General features: G+C 32.2%; 15 protein-coding genes. 12 read left to right on the top strand and 3 right to left on the bottom strand.

Features of this window, described 5'->3' with window-relative positions; genetic code table 11:
- The first annotated feature begins 623 nt into the window (after positions 1-623).
- From FJV36_RS05035 to FJV36_RS05085, 11 genes are all read left to right on the top strand, one after another.
- Positions 624-1172, top strand: a complete 549-nt coding sequence (locus FJV36_RS05035; RefSeq protein WP_158729656.1) for a hypothetical protein — start codon at positions 624-626, stop codon at positions 1170-1172.
- Between the two features lie 27 nt (positions 1173-1199).
- On the top strand, positions 1200-2918 hold the full coding sequence (locus tag FJV36_RS05040) for a tetratricopeptide repeat-containing sensor histidine kinase (protein WP_158729657.1): 1719 nt from the start codon (positions 1200-1202) through the stop codon (positions 2916-2918).
- Positions 2911-3657 carry a LytTR family DNA-binding domain-containing protein gene (locus tag FJV36_RS05045; protein WP_158729658.1) on the top strand — a complete coding sequence of 249 codons (747 nt, stop codon included), beginning with the start codon at positions 2911-2913 and terminating at the stop codon, positions 3655-3657. Before FJV36_RS05040 ends, FJV36_RS05045 begins: the two co-directional genes overlap by 8 nt.
- Before the next feature lie 423 nt (positions 3658-4080).
- Positions 4081-5238, top strand: a complete 1158-nt coding sequence (locus FJV36_RS05050) for a hypothetical protein (protein ID WP_158729659.1) — start codon at positions 4081-4083, stop codon at positions 5236-5238.
- Positions 5239-5733: 495 nt separating this feature from the next.
- Complete coding sequence (locus tag FJV36_RS05055; RefSeq protein WP_158729660.1) at positions 5734-6585, top strand: hypothetical protein; 852 nt, start codon at positions 5734-5736, stop codon at positions 6583-6585.
- Positions 6586-7981: 1396 nt separating this feature from the next.
- On the top strand, positions 7982-8566 hold the full coding sequence (locus FJV36_RS05060) for an RNA polymerase sigma-70 factor (RefSeq protein ID WP_158729661.1): 585 nt from the start codon (positions 7982-7984) through the stop codon (positions 8564-8566).
- Between the two features lie 171 nt (positions 8567-8737).
- Entirely contained in the window at positions 8738-9682 is a 945-nt protein-coding gene (locus FJV36_RS05065) for a FecR family protein (RefSeq protein WP_158729662.1), read from the top strand.
- Positions 9683-9758: 76 nt separating this feature from the next.
- Complete coding sequence (locus FJV36_RS05070; protein ID WP_158729663.1) at positions 9759-13151, top strand: SusC/RagA family TonB-linked outer membrane protein; 3393 nt, start codon at positions 9759-9761, stop codon at positions 13149-13151.
- 18 nt (positions 13152-13169) lie between these two features.
- The gene (locus FJV36_RS05075; protein ID WP_158729664.1) at positions 13170-14705 is read left to right on the top strand and encodes a RagB/SusD family nutrient uptake outer membrane protein; all 1536 of its coding nucleotides are present in this window, start codon (positions 13170-13172) and stop codon (positions 14703-14705) included.
- Positions 14706-14861: 156 nt separating this feature from the next.
- Positions 14862-16679 carry an alkaline phosphatase gene (locus FJV36_RS05080; protein WP_158729665.1) on the top strand — a complete coding sequence of 606 codons (1818 nt, stop codon included), beginning with the start codon at positions 14862-14864 and terminating at the stop codon, positions 16677-16679.
- Between the two features lie 100 nt (positions 16680-16779).
- On the top strand, positions 16780-17772 hold the full coding sequence (locus tag FJV36_RS05085; RefSeq protein WP_158729666.1) for a phosphatidylinositol-specific phospholipase C: 993 nt from the start codon (positions 16780-16782) through the stop codon (positions 17770-17772).
- A gap of 64 nt (positions 17773-17836) precedes the next feature.
- On the opposite strand, the gene FJV36_RS05090 is transcribed toward FJV36_RS05085, so the two are convergent.
- The 3 genes from FJV36_RS05090 to FJV36_RS05100 form a co-directional block, all read right to left on the bottom strand.
- Positions 17837-18367, bottom strand: a complete 531-nt coding sequence (locus FJV36_RS05090) for a DUF4136 domain-containing protein (protein ID WP_158729667.1) — start codon at positions 18365-18367, stop codon at positions 17837-17839.
- 186 nt (positions 18368-18553) lie between these two features.
- Positions 18554-20569 carry a urocanate hydratase gene (locus FJV36_RS05095; RefSeq protein ID WP_158729668.1) on the bottom strand — a complete coding sequence of 672 codons (2016 nt, stop codon included), beginning with the start codon at positions 20567-20569 and terminating at the stop codon, positions 18554-18556.
- 214 nt (positions 20570-20783) lie between these two features.
- Complete coding sequence (locus FJV36_RS05100; protein WP_158729669.1) at positions 20784-20957, bottom strand: DUF5522 domain-containing protein; 174 nt, start codon at positions 20955-20957, stop codon at positions 20784-20786.
- A gap of 748 nt (positions 20958-21705) precedes the next feature.
- Between FJV36_RS05100 and FJV36_RS05105 the strand changes: the two genes are divergently transcribed.
- On the top strand, positions 21706-23541 hold the full coding sequence (locus FJV36_RS05105; RefSeq protein WP_158729670.1) for a T9SS type A sorting domain-containing protein: 1836 nt from the start codon (positions 21706-21708) through the stop codon (positions 23539-23541).
- Positions 23542-23557: the final 16 nt, after the last annotated feature.

The following is a 23557-nucleotide window of genomic DNA, read 5'->3' on the forward strand; positions in this document are numbered from 1 at the left end:
CAAATAATTATACATTATCTCGGGCTGGTTTTTTATATTTATTTTTCAGAGAAGCGTTTCGCAACCTGATTTCTATGTGAAATAAATCACTTGAAGTGCCTTTTCAAAAACAAAATAGCAAAGAATCTTCCAGACAAAATTTGTTTCGTATAACAAATGATTGTTCATGAGGTAATTCCGTTTTATTCTTCAAAAAAATGTTTGTGTTTGAAAGATATTTAAATTTTCCTTCTTCCATTTCGTCTCAAAAATAAGAGTATAGGTTCATTTTGGTAATTCGGCTCATGTGAGTAAGGTAAAATCCAAAATGCTTTCCTCTTCAAGTTATACTTTCGTTTAAATTTATTACGGCTGATGCAACTTCAACAAAGGCCAATTACTTGTTTTGAAGAAGATATCGAGGATTATGATGATGATTTAGGATAGAGAAATTGGTAAGAAATAATTTTAAGTCCACCTGATGTATTGGAATAGCTGTTCTAAGACATTTATTTATTTTGGACTTGACTGCTGTTTTACCGTTGATGTAGAAAATAAAATGAAAGCTAGCATTTTTTTATTAGATTTACACTACATTTCAAAAATGAACTAGCTAACAAATAACTAAATAAACAAATAATACTATGGGAATAATTACAGATTCTGAAAAAGACGGACTTACTAATCCACCAGGAACACTATTAGAGACAACAGTAGTGGTATCTAAAATTGGAAGTATTAATTTTGGTGAGACTTTTAAACAGCCTTTGCCGACTTTAAATCAAGCTGTTAGGGTTGGTGAGGGTTTGGAAATTACAGCTGTTGTCTTAGTCGATACAACACTGAAGAGTCTAAATGTTAAAATAAACCAACTTTTTGTAGTTGGTAATTATGGTGAAAAGCAGCTCCAATTTTTTATTTACTGTGATGTAGATCAACTTACATTAATTAAAGAACATTTAACTACTGATAACACTTACCAAGCATTTAAAGTTGAATTCACGACTCATGTAACGACAGGGTTCCCTGAAGGACCTCATGTTGATGAACTTACAGAAGCACAAAAAGAGCTTTATATTCCTTGTAAAACTGAAATGAAAGATATCGAATTAGTGCAAACTTTCCTTTGGAATATAGATCCTAAGACTTCTAGAGGAACTGTGACGACTGTACTAGATGGAGCTCCTAATTAAATCAGAGATTATAATAAAAATAGCTAAATGCGATTATTATTCATTTTTTTAATTCTATTAACCACAAACTTTTTTGCACAAGAAAAAGATAATTTTGATCTAGAGGTAAAACAGATAATTAATTCAAATAAAGACATAGAGTATTTAGAAATCATTTATGAGTATTACAAAAAAAATGAATGGGATTCTTTATTAATTTATTCTGATAAACTATTAAAAACGACTAAAAATGAAAAGCTAAATAATTTAGCTCATTATTTTAGAGGGCATAGCTTTAGAAAGAAAAAAATATTCAATGAATCTTTAAAAGAATATAATTTAATATCCTCAAAATTTTCTTTCTATTCTTATGTTCAATGTTCAATTGGAGAAATATATTTAAATCAAATAGAATATAAAAAGGCATTAAAAATTTTTATTCCTTTGATAAAAAAATATAATATGCTTTCTTTTAAACCTAAAGAAAGTGTTCTATTACACAACATAGGCCTCTGCTATTTTCATTTAAAAGAATTTGAAAATGCAGAATCTTATTTGTTAAAAAGTACAGAACTGTTAAAACAGGAAAAGAATACATCTTTGTTAATAGCTTGCTATATGGATATAGCCAATCTTTATTACGAACAATATAAAGACAATCAAGCTATTCCTTATTTTCAAAAAGCCTATGCCTTGTCCAAAAAAATAAAAAATTTTGAGATAAAACAAAACGCAGCTTTGAATATGGCGGTTGTGGAAGAAAACAGAAAAGATCTTACAAAAGCTATGCTGTATCGAAAAGAATATGATACTTGGAAAGACTCCGTAAATAATCAAAACAAAATATGGGCTGTAGCAGAAACAGAAAAAAAATACGCTATAAGCCAGAAACAAAAAGAAATACAACTACTAGAGTCTGAAAATAAAGTAAAGGTTTCGCAACGAAATGGTTTTGTTGCTTCTTCAATTTTATTCTTATTACTTTTTGGGACAGCTTTTTACTTTTATAATCAAAAAAGTAAAACAAATAAAATCATAGAGGCCCAAAAAGAAGATTTAGATGCTTTAAACGCTACCAAAGACAAACTTTTCTCCATTGTTAGTCACGATTTGCGTTCCTCTGTCAATATGCTGAAAGGTACCAATACAAAGTTGTTAAAAGATATTGCAAATCGGGATTATGATGCATTAGACAAAATTGTACATAAAAATGCGGCGATTACCAACAGTACTTTTAATCTATTAGAAAACCTGCTGCATTGGGCAACGCTACAAACACAACAATTGTATTTTCATATCGAATCTGTTCACCTATATTCTGTTATCCAACAAATAGAGTACAATTATAAACCGCTGTTTGAAAATAAAAACCTTGTTTTTACGAATACTATTCCAAAAGCAACTCAGGTACTGGCAGATTTAAATTCTTTGAAAATAATTCTTCGTAACCTGCTCGATAATGCAATTAAATTTTCAAATGAAAATGGAATAATCTCTGTCTATATTGATGATAAAAATGATGCTTTTCATTACCTCATCATTGAAGATACAGGAATAGGAATGGATGAGGAAACAAGGACAAATTTACTCAAAGAAGGAAATTTGCTCAACAAAAAGAAAAATCAAAAAGGAATTGGTACTGGCTTAGGTTTACAACTTTGTAAATCGATGATTCAAAAAAACAATGGTATCTTTACTATTGAAAGTACTGAAAATAGTGGTACAAAAATGATCATCGGACTTCCTAAATACAAATCTAATGGATAAAATAAACATTCTCATTATTGAAGATACTCCTGAAGAAGCTACTGCACTACAAGCAGTATTAGAAGAAAATAATTATAATGTAGTTGGAATTGCCAGTACTTATCAAGAAGCTTTATCCTTATTCTACAAATTACCTATAGATCTAGTTATCATTGATGTTTTTTTAGACGGGAATCCAGATGGTATTACTTTTGCTGAAACTATTTCGACTATACCTAATGCTTTAAAACCTTTTGTTTTTTTAACCAGTTCAATAGACAGACAAATTTTTGAAAGAGCCAAACTAACCAAGCCTTTTAGTTTTTTACTAAAGCCTTTCAATGAGTTAGAAACTTTATATGCCATAGAAATGGCTTTAGAAAAATTTTATGATCAATCGAATGTTTTTATCAACGATCATCAAGATACTATAATAAGTGAGTGCTATCTTTTCATAAAAAAGAAAAATGCCTTAAACAAAGTAAAAATAAGCGATATCATTTACATTGATGTAGAAGATCGCTATTGTAATATCATCACAAAACAAGAGAAATTTGTCATTCAAATCTCCCTAGGAAAAATCAAAGAGTTATTATGCAGTAAAACCTTTGTACAAACCCATCGAAAATACATTGTAAATACCAATACTATCGAAAAAATTATTCTTGAAGATAATTTATTGATTTTAGAGGGAAATCACCAAGTCACGTTTAGCGGAACATATAAAGAAACAATTAAAAGTTTCACTATTTTGAAATAGGTTATTGCTAGCTCCAACCATTTAAAATCTTCTCCAACGGGAAGATTTTTTTATTTTATACTGTTTTGTAAATTACATTCACACCTCTTTTTCTTTCCATTCACAACAGAAAGTCTTCCATTCACAACATCTTTTTTATTTGCCTCTTACTCAAAAACTAATTTTATCTCAGAAAACAAAACCTAGCGCTAGAAAGTAGTTTTCATAAGTTCTAAAAATAGAAATCCAAATTACATACAACCCACAGGTGCATAACTGATTATACATGATGTAATAAGGAGTAAAAACTGTTTTTAAGAATATTCAAAAGATTAGAACAGTGGAGCAGAACCCACTTAAATAAACGAACTACTCCTCAGTTTAGTTAAAGTAAGTATAGAAATAGAAAGTATTTTAAGCTGATGAAATTAAATAATAGAAATTATGAAAACTAACGTTCAGGAATCTCACAAAAAACTATTTATTGACTCAAAGATTTACCAAGAAAAACTAATTAATGTTTCTGCCTATGCGTTAGCTGTAAGTTCGACAAATTTGCCAGTATTATATTATCCTAATAATTTTCCTGATTGGGGGAGTTTTGAAAAAACTTTTATAGACCTTAAAGGTAGCACGGGACAATGGCAGTCAAATATCCTTGATAAATTGCTTAATGTGCCAAAGCAGATTGCTGATACAAATACAAATATACAGGAAAATTTAAAAGACGCTTTAAATCTTGCTGTTCTTTTGACAAATCCAGATTTAAGCCCTGATGTTAAAAAATCGATTGCAGGTACGCTTAAAATTTATTTGAAGTTGATTCAAGGACTTATTAAAGTTTCTGATGCATCAGTATCTAATTTGATAACAAGCTTAACTAATTACAAAACTGACATGTCAAGTCAATCGAAGACTTTAATGGGATTGGCTAATAAAACATTATACGCAAAAGATGTTAATGAAAAAAAAGTAAAAGAACTTAACGAAGAAATTGAAAAACTAAAAGATAGAGTTATAGCGCTTTCATGGAGTATAGCTGGGTTAGCAGTTGCTGATGCAGCACTTATTACCATTACTGCACTAGCAATAGCTAGTGGGCCATTTGGTTGGGCAGTAGCTCCGTTTACAGCAATTGGTGCGGCAGTTGCAACTTATTATATAGTTTTAGATTCCATTGAACTTGTAACTACTAAAGATGTAATTGAGAGAAAATATTCTGAATTGAATAATGTAAGTAAAGATGTTGTTACATTAATTCAAACAGCAAATCAGTTTGAAACATTATCTAATAATGCCGTAGTTTCTTCTGAACAACTTCAAGGTATTATTGAGGCATGGCGTGATGTCGAGAATTTGATTATTAAGGCATTAGAAAGTTGTGAGGATGCTAATAATGATTTGTCAGATGAGAAATTTATTGCTGTTATAAGTGATATTCAAAGTGTTTCTGATTTTTGGAATAGCGCGTGTGAAGCAACTAAGCCTCTACAAATACAAATAAAAATTGAAAATGATGTAATGCTCGTTGTTGGGATGTCTGAAGACGAAGTAAGTAAAACACTTAAAAAAGGTGAGCCTGTAAGATTGGCAAAAGTATAAGAAAGTTAATTTTTAATTACAAAAGCATCTCTTTTTTAAGGAGGTGCTTTTTTCCTTTTTAAAATAGAGTACCATTGCAGTAATATAAGTTTTACTGATAAGATTTCAATTGTTTGATTTATGGTAAGATTTTTACTGTTATTTTATGATGTAAAAAAGGCTGCAGTATGATATCAATACAATATTAGGAGTTACAGTTTTATGTTTCATCGAACTATTAAAAATCTTCTCCAACGGGAAGATTTTTTATTTTATACTGATTCGTAAATTTCATTCACACCTCTTTTTCTTTCCATTCACAGCAGAAAGTTTTCCATTCGCAACATCTTTTTCATTTGCCCTATTTTCAATCATTAATTTTATCTCAGAAAACAAAACCTAGCGCTAGAGAGTAGTTTTCAAGATCAAAAAGTAGAGTTCAGAGACTACTATAAAAACGAGGCGAAATCTGAAAAGCCTCATGAGTAGGAATAAAAAAATAAACAATTAGAAACTATGGAAAATAGTAAAGAAAATTTTGAAGGAATTTATGAAGCCACTGGGCTTTTAGGTATGGGAGGATTTTTATTCTATGAAATCGGATGCGTATTTTTGGTAGCAGACCCTAAAAATCCAGTTTTACGATTTCATTCAGATGGAATTGGGGATGATTTTGATATTAGCACATCAGAAATAGAAGGCTCCTTCTCCAAACCTGTAGCTGATTTGGTAGGAAAGTGTACGTTTGAATTGGTAAACGTTGACTTTGAAGAAGGAGGGATTGAATTAACGATATTTCAGAATGATTTGCCCGTTGGAGTATTCACCGGTATTTCAGAAGGAGTCGGTGAGGCTGCAATAAAAGGCAAAGGTAAACTAACAATACCGGAAACAAAAACGCATAATAACAATATCATTTTTGCTGGTGACAAAACCATAAAGTCAATCTCCTTTGTCTATGGAGATCTTTATACGATTACTCCAGGACAACCATGGGGTGAAGTAGAGACAACCAGTTCTCATAATGGATCTACACTTAAAATTGACATAGGAGCTGGAAGAAAAGATAATCCAGAAAATGCCAAATGGTTCAATGACGTAGTTAGTTCTGTTAATGAAAAAATGTTTCATACAAGAGGGGGTGACAATGTGCCTAAAGAATTAAATTTTGCAATTAAAGGTTTATTAACAATAAACGGAGATAAATTCAACGTTTGCATTGGTCAAGGTAGTTCAGGCGATTACAACAACTGGCATATAGCTTCAGAAAATGCATCATCCAAACACCCATACAAAGATGGATACATAGGTAAATATTACTTTTCATCGGATGATTCAGATGAATTTAAAGTAACATTTAAGGGCTAATTACCAGCTCACAAAACATTACTCTTTCATTAACCTTGTTTTCATGCTCCAGTTTTGTCTCAAATAGCATAAGATAGAACTAGAAATAAGGTTAATAAAAGATAAAAAAGTATAATTAATAAACTACTATAAAAACGAGACGAAATCTGAAAAACCATATGAGTAGCTATGAAATTCCTGAAGATGTTAAAATCATATAAAGGTTTACTATTTGAAATAGCCTTTTATTCTCTCAAACTACTTAAAAATCTTCCCCACGGGAAGGTTTTTTATTTTATACTGATTCGTAATTTTCAGTCACACCTCTTTTTCTTGCTATTCACAACAGAGAGTCTTCCATTCATGACATCTTTTTTATTAACCTCATTTTCAATGATTAATTTTATCTCAGAAAACAAAACCTAGAGTTAGAAAATTGTTTTCAAAAAGTAGAGTTTATAAACTACTATAAAAACGAGACCAAATTGACACCATTTTCTAAAATTTCAATAGCCAAGCTAATTAATTTTTTCAATCCTTTACTTCTTCCTTTTTAATTTCTTCGGGACCTGCAATCACAAACTCATCACGTGAACAATACCTGTTTGGCTTTTTAAAATGTTTTAGATACCTGTCCGAGTTATGTTTCTGAACCGCTGTTGAAATCATAGAATCATCTAGTAAAAAAAACAACTGTCTGAAAAGAGATTTAGTTGAAAATACTTTTTTTACCCATCGTTATTTGAATTTTGTAACTCTAAATTACGATGTTTTTAAGAAGCCATTAATTTTGCTTCTTTTAGATCAGACAACAATGTTTAGAAATAATAGGAAAGGCTATTAGAATTGAAAATTTAAGTTTTTCAAACATAGTTACTGCTGTTGGACTTTCGTTATATCGAGACTTGGTACAAAGTCGGTTATAGCTGTTTTTACGTTCCCAAATTTATCATCATTACAGCGTTTACAATTATAGCCATTACACCATTTATCTCAGATAAAAATTCTAAACGATCCTTATCGTCTTTAAATCTCTAGTTGAACTTTATTGAATACACTCCTCTAAAAATATTGCGCTCTGTTATTTGACAAAGATAATTTATTGCTACCTAAAAGCTTAAACCTAAATTTTTATTTGAAGTAACCAAAAAAAAGCACAATGATGATGATCCCTTTGGCTCTTTTTTACAAATAAACGCATGCTTGCTTTACTAAATTGTTATTTGTTAAAATAAATGTTAATACAAGCGTAACTTTTTCAACCTACCTATTGTTTCCCATTGTAAGACTTACAAGTAACCACTTAAAGTTTAAACTATGTTTTTGCAAAATAGGGATGTAATTAGAAAATACTTCGATCCAATGCTTTTGTTTCATTTTAGGGTAAAATTTTTGAAATCCATAAATACATTTTACAATGTTTACTAATTTTTCTGATGAAGAGCTTGTAGTTATGCTACAAGAGGGACGTACAAAAGCTTTTGATGAGTTATATATTCGATATAGAGATTTGTTAGTGAACTATGTTTATAGGCGTGTTAAATCAGTTTCTATTGCCGAAGAAATTGTACAAGAGGTATTTATTACTATTTGGGAGCGCAGAAAAGTATTAGTTATTCAAAAGAAATTTGCTTCTTACATGTATACCTCAGTGCGATACGCAACCTTAGATTATTTTAAATCTAATACTATAAAAGATGACTTTATTGATGAAGTAGTTAATTCATATGAGGAATCTCCGAAAACAAATTCTATTGAAGAATATATTTTTTTTGAAGAATTACAAGAAGCTTTAAATAATGCAACACTGCTCTTGCCTACTAAGGCACAGGAGGTATTTGTGTTAAGTCGATATAAAAATTATACCAATAAAGAGATATCTGAGGAGTTGAAAATTTCTATAGAAACTGTGAAATACCATATTAATTATGCTTTGAAATTAATGCGAACAAATTTGAAGGAATTTTACTTTCTTATTGCTCTGCTTTTTTTTCGATGCTAATTTTTAACTACATCAAAAAGTTTCTTGTAAACGTAGAAATGGAGTTAAAATTAAATTTTGGTAAGTAACAGCATGCAGCTCTTTATTTAAGACTTAACATAAAGTTAATATTTCTCTACCAACTCAAAAGTATAATTCATAGACATCATTATAGACATAAGTTTTTTTTAAATGACAGATAATTTACATAAAGCAGTAAAAACATTTTTAGAAGGTAATTTTTCTGAAGAAGGAGAAAAAATTTTGAATTCTTGGTTTCAAAACTCAAATTCTAATGATCAAAATGACCTTGTAATAACCTCTCCAACAGATTTACAAAAGGAGATTAAATTTATTAAAAGACGAAAAAATAATTATTTATTTTCTATCAACACAATCCAATTACAAATAGCAGCAACATTGTTAGTCTTCCTATCTATTGGTACTTGGTGGATAAGTACAAATCAATCGAATGCTTTTTTGTCTTCTTTTTTTTGTAAAAAAACTGAAACAAGATTTGGTCAAAAAGAAATAGTAACCCTAAGTGATGGATCAGTAATCCACTTGAATTCAGGAAGTGTTTTGAAATATCCAAAAAACTTTAGTGGAGCAACTCGAGAAGTATATCTAGAGGGTGAAGCTTTTTTTGAAGTTGCCAAAGATAAAAAACATCCTTTTATTATTCATACTTCAAAAATGGATACCAAAGTTGTAGGTACCAGTTTTAATATTCGTGCGTATCCAAATCATAGAATACAAGAAGTTTCGGTTTTGACAGGAAAAGTTTCAGTCAGTTCAATTGATAATAATAAAAAAATAGCGCTTTTGCCAGGGCAAAAAATAACGGTATCCAATCAAGATAATACACTAAAAACGCATAACGATATTAATAAAATAGCCATTGGGGCATGGCGAAATAATATCTTGGTTTTTGAAGATACTCCTATAAATGAATTAATAGAAAATATCGAAATCAACTATGGGATTGAAGTTGAGTTCAATAACAATTCATCAAAAAACATTCAAATAAGTGCTCGTTTTGTTGCATTAGACCCTGACCAAATTATAAATATTCTTTCCAAAACCATTAACGGTTCCTTTACTAAAGAACAAAATAGATATGTAATCAAATTGTAAGTCAAAGCGAAATATTATAGAATCGAAGTACCATAAAAACACACTTTAAATTGAAATTAAAAAACCAGTAAAAATCATGAATTTAAAAAGAAAGTTCTATTCGAAATGGAATGAATTAAAAAGGAATTGTATCGCACAATCCATGTTAGTTTTAATAGTAGCGCTGTGGAGTACCACTGTTTATTCTTCATCTTCTAAAGACTTTAGCCCTTCAAAACTAACCATGAAGGTAGAAAACGAGTCATTAAATTTAGTATTTAAAAAAATAGAGAAGCAACTTGATGTTCATTTTTTCTATGAAACTTCACAAGTAAATAGTTTGCAAAAAATAAGTTTTGTGGCTAATAATGAAAGTTTACCCAACATATTAGATAAGATCTGTACGCCATTAAACTTGAAATTTGAAATTATAGATAAAAACATAATTGTAACAAAAGCTTCTGTTCAAAAAAAAGGAACTAAAAATAACTTAACAATTTCTGGAAAAGTAGTAAGTAAAGAAGACGGTCTGCCTATTCCTGGAGTAATAGTTAAACTAAAAGGAACTAATCTTGCTACTACCACTAGTTTTGATGGTAGTTTCACAATTGCAACTAGTAATGATAATGGAGTGTTAATTTTTAACTATTTAGGATACATTACTCAAGAAATTGAAATTAATTCCTCTGTTGCTAACTTGAATGTGATATTAATTCAAGATGCAAAACAATTACAAGAAGTGGTTGTAATGGGTTATGGTAGTGTCAAAAAATCACAAGTTGTTGGGGCTGTCTCTTCTGTTTCTTTAAAAGAAATATCCAGTAGAACTTACAATTCTACTGCAGAACTTTTGCAAGGTACAGCTGCTGGTGTAACGGTAATAAATAATGGTGGAGATCCTACTGCACCACCTACCATAAATATTAGAGGTATTGGTTCGCTCAATGCTGAGAGTCCTCTTCTAATTTTAGATGGAATTATTTACAGCGGATCAATAAACACTATTAACCCTAATGATATTGAGTCTATTAGTGTTTTAAAAGATGCAGCGTCTGCTGCAATTTATGGAGCTCGTGCCTCTGGAGGTGTTATATTGATTACTACCAAAAAGGGAAATGCTGAACGATTGAATATTAATGTGAATTTTCAATCGGGTATCCAAAGTGTAGCTAAAAAACTAGTTGCTTTGAATGCTGCAGAATATTCAGACGCAATGAATACAGCTACAGACAACGCTGGATTGCCGAGAATACCTGCATTTAACATTGCAAATGAACCTTCAGCTCGTACCACTAATACAGTATGGATGGATGAAATTTTTCGGGTAGGACAAGTTAGTGATTTGACTGCTTCAATTGATGGTGGGTCTGAAAAAATGAATTTTTTTGTATCAGGTGGTTATCGAAAAAATGAAGGAATCTTATTAAATACTTTCTCTGAAAGATATACAGCAAGGATAAACGCCGCATTTAAAATCACTCCAAAAGTGACCATTGGAGAAAATTTTAATTATTCACTAACCAATGGACAATCAGCCAATACTGATAGTGGATATACAGGAGCTATCTTATCTGCCATATTTTATCCCCCTAATGCAACAATTTATAAACAAGATGGTTCCGGAGAATTTGGTGGAGTCCCTACTAAATATGTCGGTTCGTATGGTGATGTAATCAATCCAGTAGCTTATTTGAAAAGATTAGATAATAGAAATCCAGTATCAAATATGTTGATCAATCCATTTTTAAATTGGGAAATAATAAAAGGACTTAGTTTTAAATCTAACTGGGGGATAACTCGAATTCAAAACGATAGTAAGATTTTTGAAACTAAAATTACGGAACCAGGTAAGATATTCGATTTTAATAGATTGACACAATCCTCAACTACATTTACGGATTTATTAAGCGAGCAAACACTTACTTTCAATAAGAGCATGAACAAGCATAATTTCTCGGCTTTGTTAGGGTATACGTATCAATCTTCAGAACAAGAATATTTTAGGGTAGAAGGTACGGGATTTGATAGTGAAGCGCCATCTCAGCGTTATTTGCTTAATGCAAAAACTATTGAACAAAAGGGTGCGGGTAATGATAAAGTGATGGTGCTTTCTTATTTAGGGAGATTGAATTATTCTTACAATGATAAATATTTGTTTACTGGTATTATTAGAAGGGATGGAACTTCTAAACTTACTAAGGCGAATCGTTGGGAAGTGTATCCATCAGTTTCTTTAGGATGGGTTTTGACTAAGGAGAACTTCATGGAAAGTTCAAAAACTATTGTTTCGAATTTGAAGCTAAGAGCTAGTTGGGGACAATTAGGGAACTTGGGGAGTTTAGGTCCTTATCAATTTAGTGTGCCATTAACACAAACTACTTCATTATTTGGAGCGTCACCAACATTGAATTTTGGCTTTTCGGAAAAAGAATTATCAAATCCTGAATTGAAATGGGAAAGTTCAGAGCAAAAAAATATCGGTTTAGATTTTGGATTCTTCAAGAATAGTTTTACCGGTTCTATTGATGTATTTGAAAAGACCAATAAAGATATGTTGGTTCGAGATCAATTACCGGGTGTAGCGGGAACACCTTCTGGAAGAATTGTTAATTCTGGTGATGTTCAAAATAGAGGATTGGAATTGAGTTTAGGATACAAAAAAACGAATGGAGCCTTCAAATTTGATATAACCGCAAATGCAGCATTTTTAAAAAATGAAATCGTTTCTATTAAGGATGGTTTGACAAATCTTGAACCCTTAAATGCCCCTAGGGTAAGAAACTTACCATTAGCAAATATATATCAAGTAGGTAGTTCAATTGGTGCTTTTTATGGTTTTTCTACACAAGGTTTGTTTCAATCAGATGCTGAAGCTAAAGCATATGTGAATAGTAATGGAGTTGCTTATCAACCCAATGCAAAAGCGGGTGATATACGCTTTAAAGATCTTAATGGAGACGGAGCAATAAATAATAATGATCGAACTATTTTAGGGAATTCTTTCCCTTCAACGACATACAGTCTAAATTTAAACATGAATTATAAGAGATTTGATTTCAATGTTTTCTTCCAAGGTGTTGCTGATGTTAGTGTATTTAATGCCGTTAAATATACAGGTTTAAATGGTTCTTTTCCTGGGTATAACTTGTTAGCTGAAACAAAAAATGCATGGTCTCCACAAAACACTAATACCAATATTCCGATTCTTTCAGCAAAAGATAATAATAATAATTTCGGACGTATTTCAGATTTTTACATTGAAGATGCTTCTTTTTTAAGATTACGAAATGTGTCTTTTGGTTATACTTTGAATGAAAATTGGGTACAGCATAAATTGAAGGCTAGAATTTTTGTTTCAGCACAAAACTTATTTACAATTACAAAATATTCAGGTATGGATCCTGAAGTAGGCATAAATAATTTTGGAACAGATTTAGGAAGATATCCTCTTTCAAGAATTTTTATAACAGGTATCAATTTAACTTTTTAATTATAAAATAAAGAAAAAATGAAAAAAACAATTCTCTTATTTTTTGGTTCCCTCGTGTTTTTCTTATTTATGGGATGTGAAAATGAGCTTGATTTAGAACCGCAAGGAGCTCCTTCTAGTGCTAGTTTTTGGAAAACTCCAGCTGATGCTAAAGCAGGTTTGAATGCAATATATGGTTTGTACAGTGATGATAATATGTATGGTAGAGGTTTTTTTTGGCTCAATAACGCAAGTGATGATATTGGGACAAAAACTAGAGCGAATGCCGAAAGGATTAAAAATTTTACAGTAGACGGTTCAGAATCGGATACTAAAAATATTTGGGCATTGCATTATGAAGTTATGAAACGTTGTAATGATCTATTGCGAAATGCTCCTAAAATCGCAATGGATGAAAAAGTAAAATCAAAAATGGTTGGAGAAGCTTATTTTAATCATGCTGTAATGCATTTAGAACTGGCTTACCGTTACGGTGATGAACATGCTGGAATTCCTATTCAAGATAGAGAAAACCCCACGAATATTTACGTGCCTCGTGCTAAAAATGTAGCAGAAAACTACACCTATATCGCAAATGATTTAATAAAGGCAGCTGAACTTTTACCTTATTTTAATGAACTAACACCCGATAATTATGGTCATGCTCACAAAACTGCTGCTTGGGGATATCTAGTAAGAACATATCTGTATGCAAAAGATTGGGACAATGCAATTAAATATGCAAATTTGATTATAAGCAGTGGGAAACATAAACTGTTAGACAACTTTGAGGATGTGTTCAAAATTGCAAATAACTGGTCTTCAGAGTATATTTGGTCAGTAACATCCAGCGCTTCAAATACTAGTTTGGGCTCTATTTTTCCAGGAGTTTGTTTGGAAGATAAAGGCTGGGGAGCCTATAATGGTTGGGGTAATTTCTATCCTACAAAAGAATTATTTGACTCTTACCAATCTGGAGATAAAAGAAGAAGTGCTACTATACTTCAAAAAGGCGATAAATTCATTTATTTTGGTCAAGAAGCAATATTCAACGAGGGCAAATATGTAGCAGGATCTAGTAATAGAACAGGGTACCAATTTAAGAAATATATGGAACCATTTACCTATCCAAAAACAGCCACCAATAGTGTAGATATTCGTTATGTTAATGCAAATGGAGACAAGCCTTCAACTGCTTTGAATTTACCCTTATTGCGTTATGCAGATGTTATATTGATGCTAGCCGAATCAAAGTTAATGAAAGGGCAAAATGCCGATGTTGAAATCAATATGATTCGTAACCGTGCTGGATTGCCTAATATAACTGGTGCTACAATGATAGATTTAAAGAGAGAAAGACGTTGCGAATTAGCAGGTGAATGGACGGATCGTCATTTTGATCTCGTTCGTTGGGGTGATGCACAAGCGGTATATGCACTTCCTTTACATCATTATGACGGTAAGGTTATTTATCCCTCACGAAATTTTAATCCAAAAGTACACCACGTTTGGCCAATACCTCCTGATGAAATTGCTGTAAGTAAAGGAAGTTTACCCCAAAATGCTGGTTGGTAAGATTACTTGTTGTTTGTTTATTTTTTAAAATCTCCAAGTTGCAATACAATGTAACTTGTGAGGTTTTACTATGATTTAAAAATAGCCATTTATTGTTTACAGTAACTGGCTATTTGTTTTACCCATGTAAATTATTTTATATAAATCAAATTCAAAATGAAATCAATTAAATTCTTTTTTTTTCTTTTTTTTCTTGTGCAGTTGCATGCTCAAGACTATAAGACTTTTAATATACATGCCCACAATGACTACGAAAACAAGGTACCGTTCATTGAAGCCTTTAATAATAAAGTTGGTGTCATAGAAGCTGATGTCTTTTTAGTAGACAATGAATTGTTTTTAGCACATTCTTTAAAAGAAATAACCCCTAGTTTTACGCTTAAAAAAGCCTATCTTGATCCAATCTCTGAAAAAATTAAACTTCAGAAAATGCCTCCTCACTCTGTTGAAAATAAGCTTGATCTTATGATTGATATTAAAACAGAGGCCATAAGTACTTTAGCTGTTTTGATAGAGCAATTAAAAAAATATCCAGAAATAACAAATGGACAGTTTATTAGAATAGTAATATCTGGCAATAGACCAAATCCAACTCAATGGTCTAGCTATCCAAATTATATTTTTTTTGATGGAAGAATAAATGAAGAGTATACTCTAGCGCAATTGGAACGTATAACCATGATTAGTGAAAGTCTTAAAAATTATACAGTTTGGAATGGTAAAGGGGTTCTTGTTCAAGCCGATTTAGATAAAATTCAAGGTGTAATTAATTCAGTACACCAAAAAAATAAAAAAATTCGTTTTTGGAGTACCCAAGATAATGTAAATACATGGATTACCCTTATGGGACTCAAGGTAGATTATATTGGCACCGATAAAACAACTGAACTTTCCAAATTTATAAATGATTATAAAAAATATTCTTTTCAAAACACCAATTTTCATACGGCTTATATCCCGAAGGTTAAACAACATAACAAAAGGCCTAAAAATATTATTTTATTGATTGGTGATGGCATGGGACTCGCTCAAATTTATGCAGGTTACACTGCAAATAAAGGCCAATTAAATATGTTTAACATTCCAACACAAGGGTTTTCGATCACCTATGCTTCTGATAGTTATATAACTGATTCTGCGGCGGGGGGAACAGCAATGGCTACAGGTTTTAAAACTAAAAACCGTTTTGTAAGTGTTGATCCCGAAGGTAAACCTATTGAGTCAATTACTCAGAAATTAGCAAAGAGAAATTTCAAAACCGCAATAATTTCATCAGGCAACATAACCGATGCAACTCCTGCTGCATTTTACGCACATCAACCTGAAAGAAGTTTCAATGAACCAATAGCAAGTGATTTTTTATCTAATCCATCCGATATTTTAATGGGCGCTGGTGTTGATGAGTTTATCAAAAGAAAAGATGGTCAGAATTTGGGGACCAACTTAATTGAAAAAGGGTACACATTTTCAACAAATTTAAATAGTATTGATACCATTAAAAACAACAAAATTGTACTCATAGACCAGGTTGCTGGTCTCTCTAAAAAAGCAGGTAGAGGTGATTTTTTGGTGAAATCTTTTGAAAAAACTTGTGCAGTATTTTCAAAAACATCAAATCCCTTTTTTATAATGGAGGAAGGTGCTCAAATTGATTACGGTGGACATCAAAATGACTTAGAGTATGTAGTTCACGAACTTTTGGATTTTGATCAATTAGTAGGAAAGGCAATGGAATTTGTTGATAAAAACCAAGAAACATTACTTATTGTAACTGCTGATCATGAAACAGGAGGTCTGTCATTACTCGATGGAAATTTAAAAACAGGTTATGTGCTGGGTAGTTTTAGTACCAATGATCATACTGCTATTGCTGTACCTGTATTTGCTTATGGAGCCGGTGCAGATACTTTTGCAGGAGTTTATCAAAACACCAGTATTTATTCTAAAATACTTGAAGTTTTGTTTAAAAAATAATTTTTCAAACAATTATTTAACTATTAATTAATGACTTAGATACTGACTAAAACCTTGTTTTGAAGACATAATAGTAGTGTTTAACCTTAATAAATAATTTATGAAAAATTATGTTCAAAGAGTAACGATTTTATTATTTGCGTTTGGATTCCTGTTTGTATCATGTGATTCAAATCTAGCCGATGACCTTCAGGCAAATGAAGCGGTAAAAAGTACTAGTAAAAACGATGTAAAGCAATTAACTTCCAAAACGGCAACTTACACGACGTCGAATTGGATGAGTGCACTAGATCAAAATTTGAAATTAACAGCAATATCAATGCCCGGAACTCATGATTCTGGTGCTAGATTTGAAACCTTTTCAGGAACTGCGAAATGTCAAAATTTAACTCTTGATGAACAACTTGCATCAGGTGTTAGGTATTTAGATATACGCTGCCGTCATTTTGAGAACAATTTCACAATACATCACGGATCGGTCTATCAAAATTTGAATTTTACCAATGTATTGCAAAGCTGTTCTGCCTTTTTGGCTCAAAATCCCTCGGAAACTATTATTATGTCTGTGAAAGAAGAATATGATCCTTCTGGGAATAATCGCTCTTTCGAAGCAACTTTTGACTCGTATGTAAACCAAAATGCAAACATTTGGTATTTAGGTTCAACTATACCTACTTTGAGTCAAGCAAAAGGTAAAATTGTTTTGCTAAGACGTTTTTCAACAAATAATACTAAAGGCATAGATGCATCTTCTTGGGGAGATAATACTGTTTTTGATATCTCTGGTGTTCAGCCAATTAAAGTGCAGGATCAATACAAAGTACCTAATAATGATACTAAATTTAATTTGATTAAAGGGTTGGCAGAAGAAGCCAAAAACGCAGCTAGCAATAATAATAAACTTTACTTAAACTACTGTAGTGGATACAAAGCAGGACTTTTTGGTATCCCTAATATCAATACAGTGGCTAACGCAATAAATCCAAAATTGACTTCATTCTTCCAAACAAATACCAAAGGAAGGTTTGGAGTTATAATCATGGATTTTGCCGTGGCTGATAGAAATAGTTTGATCGTAAAAACAAATTTCTAATAGTGGTTCAAAATTCTAGATAATTATAAAAAAAACGATGCCTACTATTTAGTAGGCATTGTTCTTATTTTTTTACAGGAGGATATTGTGCTAAAATTTTTCCAACAAATTCAGCTACTACTTCGTCTTTTTTATCCGTGTTTTTAGTTAAGGTTCCAATACCTTCACCTTGCCAAATCATTTCTTTCTTTTTGGCATCGATGAGGTCGATAAACAAGGTGCCTTCGGTAGAGGTAGAAACGGTGGTCTGGTTACCACCCATCATCCAAGGATTCCAGCCCCAGCCGTAACCCCAGCCAGCGTTGAACTGGTTCACATTGACTTGTTCTCTCGATTTAGTAAAAATATTAATTAACAAATCAGGCGTTTCGCTTTTAGTAAATCCTTTGGCTGCCATTTGTTGGTCAATGGCTCTCAAAATACGTTTTTTGTCTAAATCAGAAATGTCTACTTTATCAATACCCGCTTTATAATACGCATAGGTTTTGTAAGGAGAAAAATCTACATTTTTGTCGTAATCCGAATATACTCTAACGGAACTACAAGAACTAAAAAAAACAACTAGCACTAAGGCAAATAATGATATAGGTTTCATATGGATATTGTTTAAGTTATTATCTATTATCTATTATGATTCTCGCTTTATGCTGCAAAATAATCTATTTTCAGTTCAAGATAGTTTTTTTAACATTCGATTATAACTATCAAAATGTTTAGTTTAAAACCACCAGTACCTTTCAAAAAACGGATTTGTTACCAAGATTTCTAAGGAAATCTTGTGTTATAGCAAATAATCTTCAACAGCATTCGGAAGGGTCACTTTTAGTAAAGGTTCTACTTCCATAGCGCGTTTGATAGCAAAAATTGCTCCTTCGTTACGTGCCCAGCTTCTACGAGAAATTCCGTTGTTGACATCCCAGAACAACATAGATGCCAAACGTTTAGAAGCTTCTTTGGAACCATCAAGAACCATACCAAAGCCACCATTAATAACCTCGCCCCAGCCCACACCGCCGCCGTTGTGAATAGACACCCAAGTAGCGCCACGGAAACTATCCCCAATCACATTATGAATGGCCATATCAGCGGTAAATCTAGAACCATCATAAATATTCGAAGTTTCTCTATAAGGTGAATCGGTTCCTGAAACATCATGGTGGTCACGACCTAGAATAATATAGCCAATTTCTCCGCGAGCAATAGCTTGATTGAAAGCTTCGGCGATTTTAATTCGTCCTTCGGCATCAGCATAAAGAATTCTGGCTTGTGAACCAACAACCAATTGGTTTTCTTGTGCGCCTTTAATCCATTGAATGTTATCCGCCATTTGTTGTTTGATTTCTTCAGGAGAATTTTTCATCATTTCTTCTAGAACATCGCAGGCAATTTTATCAGTTTTTGCTAAATCTTCAGGATTTCCTGAGGCACAAACCCATCGGAATGGTCCAAACCCGTAATCGAAACACATGGGGCCCATTATATCTTGAACGTAGCTGTTGTATTTGAAATCGAGCCCCATCCTGCCCTTCCCCGAAGGAGAAGGAGAAGCAAGGTTTTTTGTTTTTAATACATCAGCTCCAGCACGAGAAGCTTCTAGTAAAAAGGCATTTCCATAATCGAAGAAATACGTTCCTTTGGCAGTATGTTTATTGATTGCATCAGCATGACGGCGCAACGTTTTTTGAACTTCTTCTTTGAATTTATCAGGATTGTTTGCCATTAGATCATTCGACTCGTCGAAGGTATATCCAATTGGATAATAACCACCAGCCCAAGGATTGTGGAGTGAAGTTTGATCGGAACCTAAATCGATATGCAAATTTTCTATATCGAAATGTTCCCAAACATCAACTACATTTCCAAGGTAAGCAATGGAAACCACTTCTTGATTTGCTAAGGCTTTTTTTACTCTTGGTACTAATTCGTCAATGTTTTCAATCACTTCATTTATCCAACCTTGACTGTGACGAATGTGGGTGATTTTTGGGTTTACTTCGGCGCAAACCGTTACGCATCCTGCTATATTTCCGGCTTTTGGTTGTGCGCCAGACATTCCGCCAAGTCCAGAAGTAACGAATAAACCTCCTTTTGGAGATTTTTTTATTTTTCTAAAACCGTTTAAAACCGTGATGGTAGTTCCATGAACAATTCCTTGTGGACCGATATACATGTAACTTCCGGCTGTCATTTGTCCGTATTGAGAAACGCCCAAAGCATTCATTTTTTCCCAGTCGTCAGGTTTAGAATAATTTGGAATAACCATTCCGTTTGTAACTACAACTCTTGGTGCTTCTTTATGCGATGGAAACAAACCCATTGGGTGACCAGAATACATGGATAATGTTTGCTCTTCGGTCATTTCTGCCAAATATTTCATGGTCAATAAATACTGCGCCCAATTTGAAAAAACTGCTCCGTTACCGCCATACGTAATTAATTCATGTGGATGCTGCGCTACGGCATAATCTAAATTATTTTGAATCATCAACATGATGGCTTTTGCTTGTTCGCATTTTCCAGGATAGTCCTGAATTGGCCGTGCATAGATTTTATAATCAGGACGAAAACGGTACATGTAGATTCTACCGTAAGTTTCGAGCTCAGCTTTAAATTCAGGAAGTAATTCAGCATGATGTTGAGGTTCAAAATAGCGCAAAGCATTTTTTAGTGCTAATTTTTTTTCATCATCCGAAAGGATTTCTTTTCGCTTTGGAGCATGATTTATTTCGTTGTCATACGGTTTTGGATTTGGTAAAACCGAAGGAATTCCTTGTATTATTTGTTCTTGAAAAGTCATTTTTAATGTTGTTTCGTTAATTTTTATGTGCTGATTTGTTAAAGACGCATTAACCTTTTATATAAAAATGAAACAACTAAGGGTAGCGAATATCCGACCTGTGGTAGGATTTGTGAATTTTGATTCTATATTTCTGTGAACAAATATCCATTTTGTTTATGTATTTTTTTAACAGACACTTTAGTGTGTTTGTGGTTTAGATTCTAAAATGCGATTACTTTTTATTGACTCCTGTTTTTTTATCAAATCCGTAAGGACAATGTCTGCAGTTATTTTTACAACAATAGCCTCGTTTAAGGTGGTGTTTTTCGGTAAAACATTTATATCCTTCTGGGGTATAATAAAAATCTTCCCCTTCTATCAATTTATTTTCATTACTTTGGCTCATTCCTTTTTTTAGATGCTATTTAGGAGAATATAATTTTACAAGTTCTCAAAGTAGTATTTCTTGAGTATTTTGTTTGTTTACAAATTTATAAATTTTAGTACGAATGTTTTTGATTGTGTCTAAATATTTAATTCCAAAAGGATATCGTGGATTAACGATTTTTCCTTTTGTGATAGTTAAATTCAAGGAAGATAAAGAAAATCCAATTTTACTTAATCATGAACGCTTACATATCAGGCAACAACTCGAGTTACTTGTTTTGCCTTTTTTTATTTGGTATCTTTTAGAGTATTGCATTCGATTGCTGTATTACAAAAATAGCTATCTCGCTTACAAAAATATTTCTTTTGAGCGGGAATGCTATAGGCATGAACAGGATTTAAACTTCTTAAAAAAACGTACTTTCTTTAATTTTTTAAAATTTATTTTTAGATAGTGTACTTTTTTATGCGCACTTTCATTTTTTCTTTCAAAAACAGAGGTGAATTACAGGTGTTTTTGTTGTTTAGGCTCGTTTATTTTATTGAGAGAAAAATCAGTATTTAAACCGAAAAAATGCATTTAGTCGATTATTTGTACTTTTTATCGGCTTTTTTATCGGTTTGTATTTTATTTTTTTTGTAACTTTATAAAATAAAATTCTGTTTCATGCTATTGCTTCATATATTTTCTTCTAAGATTTCGAAACAAATTAGCTGAGCTGTTTTTATAAAAAAAAGAAATTTAATATCTCTTAATTTAAAAGCTTATGAACACATCAATACTTCAAAAAGGAGCTTTCTTTTTTCTTCTCATTTTTTTTCAAAATGAAAGTAGGGCACAACTTTATGTGAGTCCAAATAGTTATGTATTTGCTACAAATGAGGTGGTTTATGTAAAAGAGCAAGTAGAGCTCAATGCAGCTACTAGTAATTTCTATTTAAGGGATAGTGCACAACTTTTGCAAGGATCTACAACTAGTAGTGGTAATAGCGGATTGGGGAGTTTGTCAGTTTTTCAAGAAGGATCTACTAATAATTTTCATTATAATTATTGGTGTTCACCAGTAGGATCAAGTCTTGCGACCGCTGGGAATTCAGCTTTTTCTATCACCCAACTTAAGGATGTTACGAGTTTGATAGGATTTAACAATCCAGTTATTTTAGCCACAAATAATTATAATGGCACTGCAAGCCCGCTTGGAATTGCCCCTTTTTGGATCAATAAATTATTAGGTTCATCGACTTATGCGAGTTGGTTGGCAGTAGGTGCGGCAGCAACTATAAATGCAGGTGAAGGATTTACAATGAAAGGGACTTCGGGGACAAATGCAATAACTGTAAATGGAGTTCAAAACAATCCAGGGAGTAAACAGCGTTATGATTTTAGAGGAAAACCAAATGACGGTACCATAACAATACCTGTAGGAGCCTCGCAATTTACATTGACGGGTAATCCTTACCCATCAGCAATAGATCTTGCTGCTTTTTTAATAGAACAAACAAATTGCACTGGAGTAGCTTACTTTTGGGAACAAGACAAGTCAGTAAACTCACACTATATTGCTGATTACAAAGGTGGTTATGGCGCTTATTCTCCTGTGGCTAGGGGTGGAACTGGTGTTTATGTTCCAGCTACTTTTTATTCCTATGATGGATCTGGCAATCCTGGATCATCAACAGGATTAGGTGGGGCTTTTGAAAGACGATTTTCTCCAATTGGACAGGGGTTTTTGATAGGTGGAGTTGTAAATGGAAGCGTTGAAATGAAAAATAGTTATCGAATTTATGTAAAAGAAGGTTTAGCAAATAATTCCGAGTTTGAAAAATCAATAAACGAACCAAGGATCAATAGTGAACAGGAGTATTTGTCTATGATTAAATCAACTTCAGGTTTTGATTATAAGACAGTTAGTATTGCTCAAACTCCTCAAATTCGCTTGAATGCTTTAATGAATAATCAGGGTGTTAGACAATTGGCGCTAGCCTTTGTTCCAGCGGCTACAGATGGTGCAGATCGTGCTATGGATGCTATGTCTAGTCGTGATAGTTCGTCAGCGGATGTTTATTTTCTAATTGAGAATTTAGAATACGTTATTAATGTCACTAATTTTGACGTCAATAAAAAAATTCCAATTGGTTTTAGAAATACAAAAAAAACTATTTTTAAAATTACTGTTAAGGAAATCATCAATTTTCCCGATGTCAATGCTGTTTTTTTGCATGACAAAATAAAAGATACTTATCACGACATCAAAAATAGTTTTCATGAAATGGAACTACCTACTGGAATAAATAATACACAGTTTGAAATTACATTTAAAGATAATAAAACATTAGGGGTTGATGCAGTTGCAAAAGAGGATTTCTTTGTGTTTCAAAATAATCCTTCAAAAAGCTTAACAGTTAGCAACCCAAACTCGATAGAATTAGCTACTTGCGGAATCTACGATGTTGCAGGGAAATTGATTTTTGCTCAAGATGATTTGGGAGATCAGGAAACTTTTACATTTTCTACAGCCGGTTATGGAGATGGTGTTTATATTGTTAAGTTGACAACAAAAGACAGTAAAAATTTCGGAAAAAAGATAATTGTCAAAAATTAGATTTGATGTGTTAAAA

The sequence above is a fragment of the Flavobacterium sp. I-STPP5a genome (assembly GCF_009764685.1).
In the GTDB taxonomy this organism is placed as follows: domain Bacteria; phylum Bacteroidota; class Bacteroidia; order Flavobacteriales; family Flavobacteriaceae; genus Flavobacterium.

Bases quoted from the DNA above. Each gene is read 5' to 3' on its own strand.
- FJV36_RS05035 (WP_158729656.1), top strand. From the start codon at position 624: ATGGGAATAATTACAGATTCTGAAAAAGACGGACTTACTAATCCACCA.
- FJV36_RS05040 (WP_158729657.1), top strand. From the start codon at position 1,200: ATGCGATTATTATTCATTTTTTTAATTCTATTAACCACAAACTTTTTT.
- FJV36_RS05045 (WP_158729658.1), top strand. From the start codon at position 2,911: ATGGATAAAATAAACATTCTCATTATTGAAGATACTCCTGAAGAAGCT.
- FJV36_RS05050 (WP_158729659.1), top strand. From the start codon at position 4,081: ATGAAAACTAACGTTCAGGAATCTCACAAAAAACTATTTATTGACTCA.
- FJV36_RS05055 (WP_158729660.1), top strand. From the start codon at position 5,734: ATGGAAAATAGTAAAGAAAATTTTGAAGGAATTTATGAAGCCACTGGG.
- FJV36_RS05060 (WP_158729661.1), top strand. From the start codon at position 7,982: ATGTTTACTAATTTTTCTGATGAAGAGCTTGTAGTTATGCTACAAGAG.
- FJV36_RS05065 (WP_158729662.1), top strand. From the start codon at position 8,738: ATGACAGATAATTTACATAAAGCAGTAAAAACATTTTTAGAAGGTAAT.
- FJV36_RS05070 (WP_158729663.1), top strand. From the start codon at position 9,759: ATGAATTTAAAAAGAAAGTTCTATTCGAAATGGAATGAATTAAAAAGG.
- FJV36_RS05075 (WP_158729664.1), top strand. From the start codon at position 13,170: ATGAAAAAAACAATTCTCTTATTTTTTGGTTCCCTCGTGTTTTTCTTA.
- FJV36_RS05080 (WP_158729665.1), top strand. From the start codon at position 14,862: ATGAAATCAATTAAATTCTTTTTTTTTCTTTTTTTTCTTGTGCAGTTG.
- FJV36_RS05085 (WP_158729666.1), top strand. From the start codon at position 16,780: ATGAAAAATTATGTTCAAAGAGTAACGATTTTATTATTTGCGTTTGGA.
- FJV36_RS05090 (WP_158729667.1), bottom strand. From the start codon at position 18,367: ATGAAACCTATATCATTATTTGCCTTAGTGCTAGTTGTTTTTTTTAGT.
- FJV36_RS05095 (WP_158729668.1), bottom strand. From the start codon at position 20,569: ATGACTTTTCAAGAACAAATAATACAAGGAATTCCTTCGGTTTTACCA.
- FJV36_RS05100 (WP_158729669.1), bottom strand. From the start codon at position 20,957: ATGAGCCAAAGTAATGAAAATAAATTGATAGAAGGGGAAGATTTTTAT.
- FJV36_RS05105 (WP_158729670.1), top strand. From the start codon at position 21,706: ATGAACACATCAATACTTCAAAAAGGAGCTTTCTTTTTTCTTCTCATT.